The organism is Gammaproteobacteria bacterium (assembly GCA_013817245.1).
Lineage (GTDB): Bacteria > Pseudomonadota > Gammaproteobacteria > HTCC5015 > HTCC5015 > JACDDA01.
Map to the genome: position 1 here is coordinate 423,518 of JACDDA010000001.1, position 13,731 is coordinate 437,248.

15 protein-coding genes are annotated in these 13,731 nt (G+C 44.6%); 10 read left to right on the plus strand and 5 right to left on the minus strand.

The window, feature by feature from the left end:
- The first annotated feature begins 381 nt into the window (after positions 1 to 381).
- On the plus strand, positions 382 to 555 hold the full coding sequence (locus H0W44_02055; protein MBA3581216.1) for a hypothetical protein: 174 nt from the start codon (positions 382 to 384) through the stop codon (positions 553 to 555).
- Positions 556 to 720: 165 nt separating this feature from the next.
- Positions 721 to 1,701, plus strand: coding sequence for an NAD(P)-dependent alcohol dehydrogenase (locus H0W44_02060; GenBank protein ID MBA3581217.1), 981 nt, complete (start codon positions 721 to 723; stop codon positions 1,699 to 1,701).
- A 64-nt stretch (positions 1,702 to 1,765) separates the two neighbouring features.
- On the opposite strand, the gene H0W44_02065 is transcribed toward H0W44_02060, so the two are convergent.
- Entirely contained in the window at positions 1,766 to 2,482 is a 717-nt protein-coding gene (locus H0W44_02065) for a transposase (GenBank protein ID MBA3581218.1), read from the minus strand.
- Positions 2,483 to 2,859: 377 nt separating this feature from the next.
- Between H0W44_02065 and H0W44_02070 the strand changes: the two genes are divergently transcribed.
- Both H0W44_02070 and H0W44_02075 read left to right on the plus strand, forming a co-directional pair.
- Positions 2,860 to 3,408: a DUF4142 domain-containing protein gene (locus H0W44_02070; GenBank protein MBA3581219.1), complete on the plus strand. Its 549-nt coding sequence runs from the start codon at positions 2,860 to 2,862 to the stop codon at positions 3,406 to 3,408.
- Between the two features lie 21 nt (positions 3,409 to 3,429).
- Positions 3,430 to 4,644, plus strand: a complete 1,215-nt coding sequence (locus H0W44_02075; protein ID MBA3581220.1) for an FAD-binding oxidoreductase — start codon at positions 3,430 to 3,432, stop codon at positions 4,642 to 4,644.
- A gap of 167 nt (positions 4,645 to 4,811) precedes the next feature.
- Here H0W44_02075 and H0W44_02080 read toward each other — a convergent pair whose 3' ends face one another.
- From H0W44_02080 to H0W44_02095, 4 genes are all read right to left on the minus strand, one after another.
- The gene (locus tag H0W44_02080; GenBank protein ID MBA3581221.1) at positions 4,812 to 5,060 is read right to left on the minus strand and encodes a TfoX/Sxy family protein; all 249 of its coding nucleotides are present in this window, start codon (positions 5,058 to 5,060) and stop codon (positions 4,812 to 4,814) included.
- 413 nt (positions 5,061 to 5,473) lie between these two features.
- A complete protein-coding gene (locus H0W44_02085; protein ID MBA3581222.1) occupies positions 5,474 to 6,655 on the minus strand; it encodes a PilT/PilU family type 4a pilus ATPase in 1,182 nt (393 codons plus the stop codon).
- Positions 6,656 to 6,688: 33 nt separating this feature from the next.
- Entirely contained in the window at positions 6,689 to 7,834 is a 1,146-nt protein-coding gene (locus H0W44_02090) for a PilT/PilU family type 4a pilus ATPase (protein MBA3581223.1), read from the minus strand.
- 34 nt (positions 7,835 to 7,868) lie between these two features.
- Positions 7,869 to 8,903 carry a type IV pilus twitching motility protein PilT gene (locus H0W44_02095; GenBank protein MBA3581224.1) on the minus strand — a complete coding sequence of 345 codons (1,035 nt, stop codon included), beginning with the start codon at positions 8,901 to 8,903 and terminating at the stop codon, positions 7,869 to 7,871.
- Between the two features lie 126 nt (positions 8,904 to 9,029).
- On the opposite strand from H0W44_02095, the gene H0W44_02100 reads away from it, so the two are divergent.
- The 6 genes from H0W44_02100 to H0W44_02125 all read left to right on the plus strand — a co-directional run bounded on the left by H0W44_02100 (position 9,030) and on the right by H0W44_02125 (position 13,673).
- Positions 9,030 to 9,731, plus strand: a complete 702-nt coding sequence (locus H0W44_02100; GenBank protein MBA3581225.1) for a YggS family pyridoxal phosphate-dependent enzyme — start codon at positions 9,030 to 9,032, stop codon at positions 9,729 to 9,731.
- Positions 9,732 to 9,772: 41 nt separating this feature from the next.
- Entirely contained in the window at positions 9,773 to 10,603 is an 831-nt protein-coding gene (locus H0W44_02105) for a pyrroline-5-carboxylate reductase (protein MBA3581226.1), read from the plus strand.
- 5 nt (positions 10,604 to 10,608) lie between these two features.
- Complete coding sequence (locus H0W44_02110) at positions 10,609 to 11,169, plus strand: YggT family protein (GenBank protein ID MBA3581227.1); 561 nt, start codon at positions 10,609 to 10,611, stop codon at positions 11,167 to 11,169.
- A gap of 250 nt (positions 11,170 to 11,419) precedes the next feature.
- Positions 11,420 to 12,586, plus strand: coding sequence for a homoserine O-acetyltransferase (locus H0W44_02115; GenBank protein ID MBA3581228.1), 1,167 nt, complete (start codon positions 11,420 to 11,422; stop codon positions 12,584 to 12,586).
- A 29-nt stretch (positions 12,587 to 12,615) separates the two neighbouring features.
- Positions 12,616 to 13,209, plus strand: coding sequence for a methionine biosynthesis protein MetW (gene metW / locus H0W44_02120; GenBank protein MBA3581229.1), 594 nt, complete (start codon positions 12,616 to 12,618; stop codon positions 13,207 to 13,209).
- A gap of 101 nt (positions 13,210 to 13,310) precedes the next feature.
- Positions 13,311 to 13,673, plus strand: a complete 363-nt coding sequence (locus H0W44_02125) for an HU family DNA-binding protein (protein ID MBA3581230.1) — start codon at positions 13,311 to 13,313, stop codon at positions 13,671 to 13,673.
- The last annotated feature ends 58 nt before the right edge of the window (positions 13,674 to 13,731 follow it).

Here is a 13,731-nt window from a genome sequence, read left to right on the forward strand (position 1 = left end):
GAAGAGTCAAGGCTCAGACTCTTGTTCCTTACGATAAGCCACCGATTTTCGATCCCCGCCATGCCCTGCTGATTCTACCGCTCTATCCAATTGTTTTTCTCACTGTTTAAAACGATCACTGTCTAACACCCAAGCTTTATTAGTCGCATCACACATGAAATAAATAATTAGTTTAGCCCCTTGATTTTAAGTTAGTCGATGGACGACAAAAATAATGCCGCGTCGGCTCAAGATGCATTAACGATGCCCGTGTGGAGACGAGGAAAATGCAAATCCGTTATTGCACATGCTGATCGCGGCAGTACCTATGCTTCAGGTGTTTACCAAAAATGACTGACGGACTATCAATTAATTTGCAGCATGCGTCGTAAAGGCGAATGCTTGGATAACGCGGTGGCTGAAAGTTTTTCTGATACATTGAAAACAGAATGGATTGGTCATGAAGATTACAAAACCAAATCCGATGCTAAGCAAAGTCTATTTGAATACACTGGAAGTGTTTTACAATCGCCAACGACGTCATTCATACTTAGGCTACGTCAGCCCAGAATATGAGCGGCGATTTGCCTGTCACTAAAACTGTCTGTTAAATCGAGGGAAGATCGGCATCGTGAACAATAAACCGCTTCAAACCAAATTTGTTGATCCGGATTGGCCGCCTTCTGTGCGGGAAGACTTCAAAAATGAGCTTGCACACTAATGCCGAACGCTCCGGGTTTCATGAAAGCAATGGTGTATGAAAAATACGGGTCACCCGATGTTCTTCAGCTGAAGGAGGTGGTGAAACCCATCCCCAAGGACAACGAAGTCCTGATAAAAATACATGCAACAACAGTCACTTCAGCGGATTGCCGATTGCGCAGTCTCAATATTCCTCGCGGATTCGGACTCATCTCGCGTCTGATTTTTGGCATCACGAAACCAAGGCAGTCCATTCTGGGAACAGAAATCGCCGGCGACATTGAATCGATTGGCAAAAACGTCACAAAGTTCAAGGTTGGGGATCCGGTTTTTGCCATTAGCGGTTTCGGAATGGCGGCTCACGCGGAGTACAAATGCATACCCGAAGATGGCGCGATGGCGCTGAAACCGAGCTGCCTTACCTACGATGAAGCCGCCGCAATGTCGTTTGGCGGGACAACAGTGTTGGATTTCTTCAGGAGAGGCAAGCTTCAGCGTGGGGATAAATTACTCATAAATGGCGCTTCCGGCAGTATCGGCACCGCTGCAGTACAACTCGCCAAACATTTTGGGGCAGAAGTAACCGGAGTATGTAGTGCTGCGAACCTGGATTGGGTCAGGTCACTGGGCGCGACGCATGTCATCGACTACACCCGAGAGGACTTCACGCGGAATGGCGAAACCTATGACGTTATTGTTGATACGGTTGGCACAGCGCCTTTCTCTCGCAGCAAGGATTCGCTCAAGGAAGGAGGCCGTCTGCTGCTGGTATTAGCTGGATTGCCAGACATGCTTCCTATCCCATGGGTGTCAATGACGAGCAGCATGAAGATCATCGCTGGGCCAGCAGAAGAGCGGGCAGAGGATTTGCGCTTCCTCGCGGAACTAGCTGAGGCAGGAGCATTCAGACCGGTCATTGATCGGCGCTACCCATTTGAACAGATCGCTGAAGCTCACCGCTATGTCGACAGCGGGCGCAAGAAAGGAAATGTCATCATAACTCTGAAGCATAACGACTAACCCGCAACTGCGAGGTTTACTCGGAACGAGGAAGTCCCCTTCATTCGTTAGCAAAATCAAAGGGTCAGACTGCATGATCTTTACGATAAGCCACGGATTTCCGATCCCCGCCATGCCCTGCTGATTCTACTGCTCTATCCAATTGTTTTTCCATTCGCCGTTTAAAACGATCACTGCCTAACACCCATGCTTTATTGGTCGCATCACGCAAGGCCTCTAGGGTAAGTTCAGGTATGCGAGTACGAAACAGTTCACGATAAGCGGCTGGTCGTGCGGTCACTTCTTTAGCTAAGCGTTTGTATTCTTTGTGTGCGGTGATCAGCGGATTATCTTCGCCCAGCGCATTATGTCGATAACTTGACCAAAGATAATCTGCAGGGTGTTTAACTTTCTGTGGCGCTCTGACAGGATTGAGCTCTATGTAACGCATGCAGGTTAATAGGTATTGTTCGCTGTCAATCAACGTGGCTTTATAACGTCCTTCCCATAATGCGCCAGCGCGGTTGTAGCGATCGTTAAAATACTGCGTATAACAACGGCCTACGGATTGCATGACTTTGCTAATGCTGTTCTCTTCACGCGGCGTGAGCAGTAAATGCAGATGGTTAGGCATGAGTACATAGGCATGAATATCACAAGAATACTTGTCCGCTGCTTCGCCGAGTTTTTCTAGATAAAAGGGATAGTCGTCCTTGGATCGAAAGATGTTTTTGCGATTATCGCCGCGCTGGATGATATGTTGGGGCTGGCCGGGAATTGCAAAGCGCGGTAGGCGTGGCATAGTCGTTTAGTGTCCTGTGCATTCAGTTAACGGTTAGCACTTTAGCGGTGTCCACCCCCTAAATCAAGGAATATGACCCCTTGATCTTTTCTATTAATGCGTCGCAAAACTCTGTAGGGCCGCATATCAATCACGTTTATAACAGCCTATTCAATATTATTGACGGGCTGTTTTTATATGCGACTAAGGAATGCATAAGTCCTATAACATATTCGATTTTAACAACAAATGGGATGTGCGCTTTCGCACAGATCTATTAAGAAATCATCTATAGATTATTAATGCGTAACGAAAAATAGAATTAAAACTCTAAACAAGCGCTCAACCAAACAGAGTTGGCGCTTACTTTAAAAATAATTATATGCGGGAATTATTTTATGAAAAAACTTATTCTCAACAGCTGTGGTTTTATAGGCCTTATTAGCTTATCAATTATCGGCCATGTGTCAGCGGATAATACGAATAGCAATTTGAAAACGTCAACGGCTAGCAATGTCAGCGCAAATGACGCTGATTTTTTTCAAAAAGCGGCACAAATCGGCCTGTTTGAACTTAGGGCTGCTGAAGTTGCGTCCACTAGAGCAATTATGAAAAACACAAAATCGTATGCCAGCATGCTGGCTATGGAACACAATAAAAACAATGACCAACTTAAAGCGCTCGCTGCGAGCAAAAATGTGCAGCTACCTGATCAATTAAATGACGATCATCAAAAGCATCTGAAAGATTTGCAAAAAGAAAACTATAAAGATTTCGATGAATCTTATATCGAAGAAATGATCGAGGGTCATAAAGACGCGATTTATTTATTTGAAAAAACCGCAAAAGATTCTAAAGATGCCGACATTCGTGCTTATGCGAACAACACCTTACCTGCCCTAAAGAAACATTTACAGGCAGCCCAAGCCATAGATAAGAAAAATTAATAGCGTTAGTAGATTGCATTCATGGATTTAAATAGCGGTTTGCCATTTTGGTTAGTCAAAAACGGTCTGTTACAGACTTTCCCGCGGTTAGGTGAAAATCTGCAGTGCGATGTCTTGGTAGTTGGTGCGGGCATTACAGGTGCATTAATCGCCGATGAATTAACTCAAGCCGGCATGAATGTATGCGTAATCGATCGTCGCGAAGCTGGCTGGGGAAGTACTTCAGCCAGCACTGCATTACTACAATATGAAATAGATACTGAATTACAAGCATTAAGTGAACGTTATGGCCTTGCCGATGCACTCCTCGCCTATAAATCTTGCGAACAGGCGATTCATACCTTAGCTAAATTAACTAAAAATCTACGCGGTATTGATTTTCAATTGATGCAAAGTTTGTATTTTGCGAGTCATTGGTATCACAAAAACCAGATACAAAAAGAAGGTTTATTGCGCCAAGCGAATGGCTTCAGTTTGGCTATTTTAGATCGCACAGCTCTTAATACGCGCTTTGGTATCGACGCACCTATTGGATTATTAAGCGCAGTAGCGGCTGAAATAGATCCTTATAAATGCACACATCGTTTATTAAAACGCATCCAATCATTAGGCGGACGTATCCATGCGCGTACTGCTTTACAACATTTTTCTAGTGTCCGGGGTGGGTTGCGAATCGAAACGGAGGATGGTCATGTTATTCGCTGCAAACATATGATTATCGCGGCAGGTTATGAATCTCAACAATGGATTGATGAAAAAGTTGCCAGTAATCGTAGTAGTTATGCATTTATCAGCGAGCCTTTACCGAATCAATTAGGGGCACTTAAACAAACGCTTATATGGGAATCTGCCCGTCCCTATCTTTACCTACGGCGTACCGGCGACGAACGTTTATTAGTCGGTGGCGAAGATGATCTTATAGATATACCCTTACGCCGTGATGCACGTGTAGCGGCTAAATCAACTAAATTACTCAAACGTGTTAATAAATTATTTCCACTGCTGCCGCTTAAAATTGCTTTCGCCTGGGCCGGAACATTTGCTGAAACTAAAGATGGCTTACCTTTTTTTGGTAATCACGAACAACATGACAAACGTGTGCATTTCGCGATGGCTTATGGGGGTAATGGAATTACTTATAGCATGATCGGTGCACAACTATTGCGCGCTACACTATCCGGCCAAGCACATCCTTGTGCGAAACTATTTAGTTTTAAACGTCTGAAACGGGGATAACCTCGTGTTAATTTTCTGCCTATTATTCAAATTATAAGAGACGCTGCGTTGTGAAAGGCTCTCTAAACGGCTGACCTCTTTATGTTCTCTGCTCTAAGGCGGCTGCCTGCATGTGCGCTGGCGTTAGGTTGACCTTCGCTCGAAAAACAACCAAGTGATTGCTTGACTCACTTTTCTCTACGTTCATAGTCATCAAGCTGAAAAAGCAGAGACGCTCGATCATCTCTTGATACGTGTTTCCAGTCTTGGTTTGTCAGCGCGCCTTCAATTGCCCACAACAAGTTGAGACTTGAGGAGCAGCCCGCGTTCTTCACAGCGACGAATGCCGCAACACTGCCCATGGCGCGGAGTTGCTCTTCTGACTTTATTCCTGCGGATAGAAGCATTTTAGAAGAAGTCTTACCCAGATTGCGCATCTTGCTTAACAAACCAACCTCCACTTTAGCGATGCTCTTACTGAGTCATAACCAAACTTACTTCAGCAATATTTTATAACGGAGGTGAATCAACCTGAGTTGTTACAAGACGACGTTAGTTTTCTGACTTTATTATTCCGTGCCACTGCACCCAAAACCGAAGCAGTCACATTTGGGAACACAAAGCTAAAACCGGAAAAGCATATAATGCCGCCCTATAAATAATCCGCTGCTAAGAATTCGTCCATAGAAGCGAGTCTTGCATTCATTGCAAACCAGACAAACATTGCTGTTGGTACAGAAAAGAATAACGATCCAAACATAGCCACAAAACGAGCCGAAAGCCCTAAGTCTTTATTATTTATATGCTTCTGATGTGAAATAGCTTGCCAGTGTTGTTGTTACATCCATCACTACAAATCACCCAACTCATCCGACAAATCTTCTAATTCATCTTGGTCGATCGTTGGCATGTCGCGCGTTGGCTCTTTTTTCTTGCCTGAATCCATGCCGCCGCCAAAATTAATTTTCCATTCAAGATTAGTACGCGAATCAGCAAACGCTAATGCTTGTTCAAGATCAATTTTGCCGTCGCTGTATAAAATAAATAATGATTGATCGAACGTTTGCATGCCGGTTTTGCCGGCTTTTTCCATGGTTTCTTTAATGCCGCCCAACTCACCTTTGCGAATTAATTCGGCAATGTGCGGCGTATTAATCATAACTTCAACTGCGGCAATACGACCGCCGCTTTTGCTGGGCACTAAACGTTGCGACACTACTGCGCGCAGGTTTAAAGACAAGTCCATTAAAATTTGATTTTTCTGTTGCGGCGGAAATAAATTAATCACGCGATCTAATGCTTGGTTCGCATTCACGGCGTGCAAGGTGCTTAAACATAAATGACCGGTGTCCGCATAAGTAATTGCGGCTTCCATGGTTTCTAGATCGCGTACTTCGCCGATCAAAATTACATCAGGCGCTTCGCGCATCGCTTCACGCAAAGCATTTTCATATGAATGAGTATCTAAACCAATTTCACGTTGACCAATGATAGATTTTTTATGTTGATAAACATACTCGATAGGATCTTCAATCGTCAGAATATGGCCAGCATGTGTTTCATTACGATAATCAATCATTGCGGCTAGCGTGGTAGATTTACCCGAACCTGTAGCACCCACCATCAACAGCAAGCCATTTTTATTCATGACTAAATCTTTTAATACCATAGGCAAACCTAATTCTTCAATTTTAGGTATGCGGCCTTTTATATAACGAATCACCATGGAAACTTCGCCGCGCTGCATATAAAAATTCACACGGAAACGGCCTAAGCCAGCTTTACTAACACCTAAATTTAATTCGAGATTGTCTTCGAATAAGCCCATTTGTTTTTCGGTCAGCATCGAGTAGGCAATTTTTTTTGTCATGCCGGGTTCGAGCCGCGATTTACTTAAAGGGCGTAATGCGCCTTGTACTTTCATACTCGGTGGCGCGCCGGTCGTGAAATAAAGATCCGACGCTTCTTTTTCGGCCATTAATTTTAGATAAGGATCTAATAAATTTTGCGATACTGGATTTGGCGTGCTCATGCGATGTAGTTAACTCCCAACTCAGTGCGCAATTTATTCAGTTTCTTGTAGATTGTAGCCTTTGACTTCATCTAACAAGTTCGTATCTTTAGCGCGTTTACCGTCTAGTTTAATCCGCAAGCGCAAATCGTTTACAGAATCAGCGTTACGCAAACCTTCGTCTAAGCTAATTGCATCATCTTCAATCAAAACAAATAACGCTTGATCGAATGTTTGCATGCCTTGCTCGCGCGATTTTGCCATCAAACCTTTCATTTCATGAATTTCACCTTTGAGCATTAAATCCGCCATTAAAGGTGTATTGATTAATATTTCTACCGCTGCGCGACGGCCATTGCCGTCGATGGTACGAATCAATCGCTGCGAAACAATCGATTTTAAATTTAACGATAAATCCATTAATAACTGCGGACGACGTTCTTCAGGGAAGAAGTTAATAATCCGATCCATTGCTTGGTTAGTGCTGTTAGCGTGCAAGGTACATAAACATAAGTGACCTGTTTCAGCAAAGGCAATAGCATGATCCATGGTTTCACGATCACGCACTTCTCCGATCAAGATAACATCGGGCGCTTGACGCAACGTATTCTTCAACGCAATCGACCAATTATCTGTATCAGTACCTATTTCGCGCTGTGTAACTAAACAACCTTTGTGATTGTGTACATATTCAATTGGGTCTTCGATGGTAATAATATGGCCGCGACTATTTTCATTACGGTAATCAATCATCGCTGCAAGTGATGTTGATTTACCCGAACCCGTGGCGCCTACGAAAATAACTAAACCGCGTTTAGTCATCGCAATGTCACGCAATACAATCGGTAACAACAATTGATCCATGGTGGGAATTTCAGCAGTAATTAAACGAATCACCATGCCGACGCTGCCGCGTTGCACTAATGCGTTCACCCGAAAGCGCGAGACGCCGACTAAGCTAATCGCGAAGTTACATTCATTCGTCGCTTCAAACTCAGCGATCTGTTTATCATTCATGATGGCGCGAGTCAGTTCCATCGTATGTTCAGGCATCAATTTTTGTTTTGATACAGGCGTTAACTGTCCATCAATTTTCATTGACGGCGGCGCGCCAGCAGCAATATAAAGATCCGAACCATTCTTTGCTTTTAGCATGCGCAACAGATCGTGCATGAATTTTATCGCCTTATCGCGATCCATATTCCCGTCTCTCCAAAGTTAACTGTTGCTGGCTTTACAAAGAATCAGCGTTAGACGCTTTTTTCGCCGCATCTTGTCGATTCACAATGCCTTTTTCAACCAAGTTCTTTAAGCATTGATCCAAGGTTTGCATACCGTGTTGTTGTCCGGTTTGAATAGCAGAATACATCTGCGCAACTTTGTCTTCACGAATCAAGTTACGAATCGCGGGTGTACCTAACATGATTTCATGTGCGGCCACACGACCACCACCATTGCGCTTCAATAATGTTTGCGAAATTACCGCACGCAAAGATTCCGACAACATCGAACGCACCATGGATTTTTCAGCGGCGGGGAAAACGTCAACAATACGATCGATGGTTTTAGCAGCAGAACTGGTATGCAAAGTACCAAATACTAAATGGCCGGTTTCCGCTGCGCTCAAGGCTAAGCGAATGGTTTCTAAGTCGCGCATTTCGCCGACTAGAATAGTATCCGGATCTTCGCGCAACGCGGAACGCAAGGCTTCATTAAAACCCATCGTATCGCGATGGACTTCGCGTTGATTGACGAGACACTTTTTACTTTCATGCACAAATTCAATGGGATCTTCAATCGTTAGAATGTGACCATGTTCGTTTTCATTTTTATGATTCACCATTGCTGCCAAGGTAGTTGATTTACCCGAACCCGTAGGTCCAGTAACCAACACGATGCCGCGTGGAATCATGGTGATGTCTTTAAAAATTTTCGGACAATTCAAATCTTCCAAACTAAGAATTTTGGATGGGATCGTTCGGAACACGGCACCCGCGCCGCGATGATGATTAAACGCATTAACTCGAAACCGCGCGAGTCCGGGAATTTCAAACGACATGTCTGTTTCCCAAAACTCTTCATAATCTTTACGTTGTTTATCGTTCATGATGTCGTACACCATGCCGTGAACCTGTTTATGGTCCAAGGGTTCCACATTGATGCGGCGAACATCGCCATCAACGCGAATCATCGGCGGCAAGCCTGCCGATAAGTGTAAATCTGAAGCATTATTTTTAACGCCAAACGCTAGTAACTGCGCGATATCCATCGCCATCGAATTCACCACTCATTCTTTGTTTAAATACTCACCCCTGACACCCAATTACGTTGCGGTGTAGACAGGCTCTATAATAGGCCATTCGCCTAAAGCTACGGTACTGCGATGGATCATAACATGCAAACATTCTACGATCGTTTAACGCAGTTTCGCAGCCAACTTGATGATTGCGAGCGCCAATATGGCCGACCCGCTAATAGCGTGCAACTGCTTGCGGTCAGCAAAACCCAACCGCCGACCGAACTCCGTAATGCCTTTGCGGCCGGTCAACGCGCCTTTGGAGAAAATTATTTACAAGAAGCACTAGAGAAATGCATGGCCTTAAGCGACTTGCCTTTGGAATGGCATTTTATTGGTCACATTCAGTCCAATAAAACCTCCGTGATTGCGCAACATTTCCACTGGGTGCACAGCGTCGATCGACTTAAAATTGCGGAACGACTCAGCGCGCAGCGGCCTGCCCAATTAGCGCCTTTAAATATATGTCTACAAGTGGATTTAGATGCAGAACCCCAAAAAGGAGGCGTAGCGCCCACCGAACTCCGGGCTTTGGCTTGCGCCGTCAATGCGCTGCCTAATCTTCGCTTACGCGGATTAATGGCGCTACCGACTCCGCGTGAGGATTTTGCCGCGCAACGTCAAAGTTTGGCGCGTTTACAAAACTTATTCCGCGCCTTGGCGGAAGAACTCAATACAAAAACACAAAACCATTTCGATACACTTTCGATGGGCATGTCAGATGATTGGCCTGCGGCCGTGGCTGAAGGCGCGACTATGATCCGCATTGGCACCGCTTTGTTTGGCGCACGCCGTGCGTGAGCAATGTGCTATTCAAGGAATGAAATTGTTATGATACAGACATGAAAACAATTTCTCATATCGGTTTTATCGGCGGCGGCAATATGGCGCGTTGCCTGATTGGTGGTTTATTAGCCGACGGTCATCCCGCTGACGCTATTTCAGTTAGCGAACCTGACGCAACTCAACGCGATTATTTACACAACACTTTCGGTGTTAGTTGTTATGCAACTGCCGAGCAGTTAGTCGCACACGCCGACGCTATTGTGTTAGCGGTTAAACCCCAAATCATGTCGACGGTGGCGCACGCATTACGCGAATCTTTATCCACACATAAACCGCTGATTATTTCTATCGCAGCAGGCATTACTATTAAAAGTTTACAACGTTGGTTAGGTGCTGATCTCGCTATCGTGCGCAGCATGCCCAACACACCGGCGTTAGTACAAGCAGGCGCAACGGGTTTATATGCAGCGCCGCAGGTGAACGCAACGCAACGCAGTTTAGCCGAATCAGTATTACGCGCCGTTGGTATCACCGTGTGGGTTGAACAAGAAAATACTTTAGATACGGTTACCGCTTTATCGGGTAGTGGTCCTGCTTATGTGTTTTTGTTAATGGAAAGCTTACAACAGGCCGCGGAGCAATTAGGTTTAAACACGGAACAAGCGCGCTTGTTAACGTTGCAAACGGTGTTTGGCGCCGCCAAAATGGCGGTGGAAAGCCCTGAATCTACTGCGACGTTACGCGAACGTGTCACCTCAAAAGGCGGCACTACCGCTGCCGCATTAGCCGTCTTTGAAAATGGTGGGTTTCGAAATTTAGTCAACAAAGCTGTCAGTGCAGCACAACAACGCGCGCAAACGTTAGCGCAAGAATTGGATCAGGATTAATATTTATGAATAGTTATTTCGCTAGCCCTTTATTATTAATCGTCGATACGTTTTTTTATATTGTGATGCTGATCGTCTATTTACGCTTGATTATGCAAGTGGTGCGCGCTGATTTTTATAATCCTTTGGCGCAAGGTGTATTAAAAGCCACTAGTCCTGTATTAATTCCTCTACGCCGTCTGTTACCCAGTTTTGGCAAATGGGATACCGCTTCCCTTGTTTTGTTATGCTTACTCGCCATCGCGCATAGCATGTTAACGTTACTCATTCACGGCGTTTCTTTATTGCCGAATGCCGTTGTCGTATTTGCATTTATTGATCTCGTGAAGTTCTTATTTCAATTTTATTTTTTCTCCATCTTGATTCAAGTTATTCTCAGTTGGGTGCAACCGGGTGATATGAACTACACCAGCATTTTGCTGCATCAAATCAATCGACCTTTATTAAATCCGGTACAAAAATTATTACCGCCGATGGGTGGTTTTGATTTATCACCCATGATTGTTTTATTACTTTTACAAGTCGCACAAATGTTAATAATGCCTTTGTTAAATCAGCTTTTATAACAAACCCAATAGCAACAGCGCAGCGCGCAGACTTTACTGCTGGATTCAGGGCTTGTTATTTGGATTTACACGTTCAAGCCCATGCCAAGGTCCTATCCAAACTCCCGCTGCGTTCTGACTTATCACACCGACCGTCTTATCACCCCTCATTTGGCTGCTGCCACCACAGCAATCCGCTATGAGCATTGCGCCCTAAGCACGAAGTGATAGACTTCGCCTTTCTTTGCAGACATAGGCTGTTTTATCCGCGATGGCCAAGCCGCTAACTCCGCAACATAATGCTAATTTTCCAGCTGATTCCGTCGGTTTAGTTGCGCCGTTGCTGTATCACTTTGACGAACTTTTATTGTTGGAAAGTGGCAAAACACTTAAGCAATATGATTTGCTGGTGGAAACCTATGGCGTACTCAATGCAGAAAAATCCAACGCCGTATTAATCTGCCATGCTTTATCTGGCGATCATCATGCGGCCGGTTATCACCATGCAGATGATGACAAACCCGGCTGGTGGGATAACGCGATTGGTCCTAATAAACCTATCGACACCAATAAATTTTTTGTCGTCAGTTTAAATAATCTAGGTAGTTGTCGCGGCTCTAGCGGGCCTTCGAGTATCAGCCCCGAAACTGGCAAACCTTTCGGCCCCGATTTTCCCATCGTCACCGTTAAAGACTGGGTGATTAGCCAAGAACGTTTAATGCGGCGTTTAGATATTCCGCGCTGGGCAGCAGTGATTGGCGGCAGCTTAGGTGGCATGCAAGCTTTGCAATGGGCAATTACTTTCCCAGACAAATTACGTCACGCCATCGTCATTGCCGCTGCCGCACGTTTGACGGCACAAAATATCGCGTTTAATGAAATTGCGCGTGCGGCAATTTTAGCGGATCCCGATTTTCACGCAGGTCGTTATTACGATCACAACACGATTCCTGCTGGCGGTTTGCGTTTAGCGCGGATGTTAGGTCATGTCACTTATCAATCCGATGATTTAATGCGCGATAAATTTGGCCGTGCATTACGCACTGGCAAATTTAGCTATAGCTATGGCGCTGAATTTGAAGTGGAAAATTATTTACATTATCAAGGCCAAGCCTTTGTTGATCGCTTTGATGCAAACTCTTATTTGCTCATGACTAAAACGTTGGATTATTTTGATCCCGCTCGCGAGTTCGACAATAGTCTCACGCTCGCCATGCAACGCGTGCAATGCCAATTTTTGGTCATGTCGTTCAGCACCGATTGGCGCTTTTCACCAGCACGTTCACGTGAAATCGTAAAAGCTTTACTCGATAGTGACAAAGATGTGAGTTATGCGGAAATTCCTGCGATTCACGGTCACGATGCGTTCTTGCTCAAAGATCCGCAATATTTGCGTTTATTTGCAGCCTATCTTAACCAAGTCGCGGCCGGTCACTGATGCAACAACAGCAAATAGATAAACTCAATTTGCGAGTTGACCTCGCCTTAATCAGCGAATGGATTGCACCGAGTAGTCGCGTGCTCGATTTAGCCTGCGGCGATGGTACTTTATTGCGTTATTTGCAAACCTACAAAAACGTTACCGGTTATGGCTTAGAAATTGATCCCGATTACATTCTGGCCTGCATGGAACAAGATGTGAACGTGATTCAAACCGACTTGGACGCGGGTTTATCTGACTTCGACGAAGATTCGTTTGATTACGTGGTCATGAGTCAATCACTGCAAGCCATGTATTTCCCGGATAAATTATTAAGTGAAATGCTGCGCATTGGTCGCGAAGGCATCGTCTCGTTTCCTAATTTCGGTCATTGGAAATGTCGTCTACAACACGCGTTCGGCGGCGTCATGCCCACCACACGTTCGCTGACTCATGAATGGTACGACACCCCCAACATTCATTTGTGTACCATCCGCGATTTTGAAGACTTGTGCACTGAGCGCAATTTTAAAATTCTGCAACGTACCGCAGTTGATCACAGTCATCGCGAAACCTTAGGCATGCGCTTGTTACCAAATCTATTAGCCGAAATTGCGCTATTTCGTTTTAGCAAAAACTAAAAAATACTAAAAATCCCAAAAAGTGCTTTTTTTATGTGGTTTTTTGCAAAATATGGTATCTTCACCGCTGCTTTAATTTAATCAACATCAGGAGTTTTTGAATGGCCGCTAAAAAGAAAGCAAAAGCAAAACCGAAAAAAGCTAAAGCATCATCAGCTGAACCAAAACCACCCACTAAATCTGAAATCTATACCACTATCTCAGAACAAACCGAATTAAGCCGCAAACAAGTGGCTAGCGTATTCGATGCATTAAGTGGTTTGATTGAGAAAAACCTCAAATCGCGCGGCCCTGGCTTTTTCACCTTGCCTGGTCTGTTAAAAATCAAAGTTATCAAAAAACCTGCGACCAAAGCACGCAAAGGTATTAATCCTTTTACTGGTGAAGAAATGGTTTTCAAAGCCAAGCCTGCCCGTAAAGCAGTAAAAGTATTACCATTAAAAGCATTAAAAGAAATGCCATAGTAGGACGATTTATCGTCTTCACTAAAAAGGGCCGCGATGCGGCCCTTTTTTATTACTC

What these genes read in the sequence shown, in the direction of transcription:
- H0W44_02060 (MBA3581217.1), top strand. Translation starts at nt 721, where the DNA reads ATGAAAGCAATGGTGTATGAAAAATACGGGTCACCCGATGTTCTTCAG.
- H0W44_02065 (MBA3581218.1), bottom strand. Translation starts at nt 2,482, where the DNA reads ATGCCACGCCTACCGCGCTTTGCAATTCCCGGCCAGCCCCAACATATC.
- H0W44_02070 (MBA3581219.1), top strand. Translation starts at nt 2,860, where the DNA reads ATGAAAAAACTTATTCTCAACAGCTGTGGTTTTATAGGCCTTATTAGC.
- H0W44_02075 (MBA3581220.1), top strand. Translation starts at nt 3,430, where the DNA reads ATGGATTTAAATAGCGGTTTGCCATTTTGGTTAGTCAAAAACGGTCTG.
- H0W44_02080 (MBA3581221.1), bottom strand. Translation starts at nt 5,060, where the DNA reads ATGCGCAATCTGGGTAAGACTTCTTCTAAAATGCTTCTATCCGCAGGA.
- H0W44_02085 (MBA3581222.1), bottom strand. Translation starts at nt 6,655, where the DNA reads ATGAGCACGCCAAATCCAGTATCGCAAAATTTATTAGATCCTTATCTA.
- H0W44_02090 (MBA3581223.1), bottom strand. Translation starts at nt 7,834, where the DNA reads ATGGATCGCGATAAGGCGATAAAATTCATGCACGATCTGTTGCGCATG.
- H0W44_02095 (MBA3581224.1), bottom strand. Translation starts at nt 8,903, where the DNA reads ATGGATATCGCGCAGTTACTAGCGTTTGGCGTTAAAAATAATGCTTCA.
- H0W44_02100 (MBA3581225.1), top strand. Translation starts at nt 9,030, where the DNA reads ATGCAAACATTCTACGATCGTTTAACGCAGTTTCGCAGCCAACTTGAT.
- H0W44_02105 (MBA3581226.1), top strand. Translation starts at nt 9,773, where the DNA reads ATGAAAACAATTTCTCATATCGGTTTTATCGGCGGCGGCAATATGGCG.
- H0W44_02110 (MBA3581227.1), top strand. Translation starts at nt 10,609, where the DNA reads ATGAATAGTTATTTCGCTAGCCCTTTATTATTAATCGTCGATACGTTT.
- H0W44_02115 (MBA3581228.1), top strand. Translation starts at nt 11,420, where the DNA reads ATGGCCAAGCCGCTAACTCCGCAACATAATGCTAATTTTCCAGCTGAT.
- H0W44_02125 (MBA3581230.1), top strand. Translation starts at nt 13,311, where the DNA reads ATGGCCGCTAAAAAGAAAGCAAAAGCAAAACCGAAAAAAGCTAAAGCA.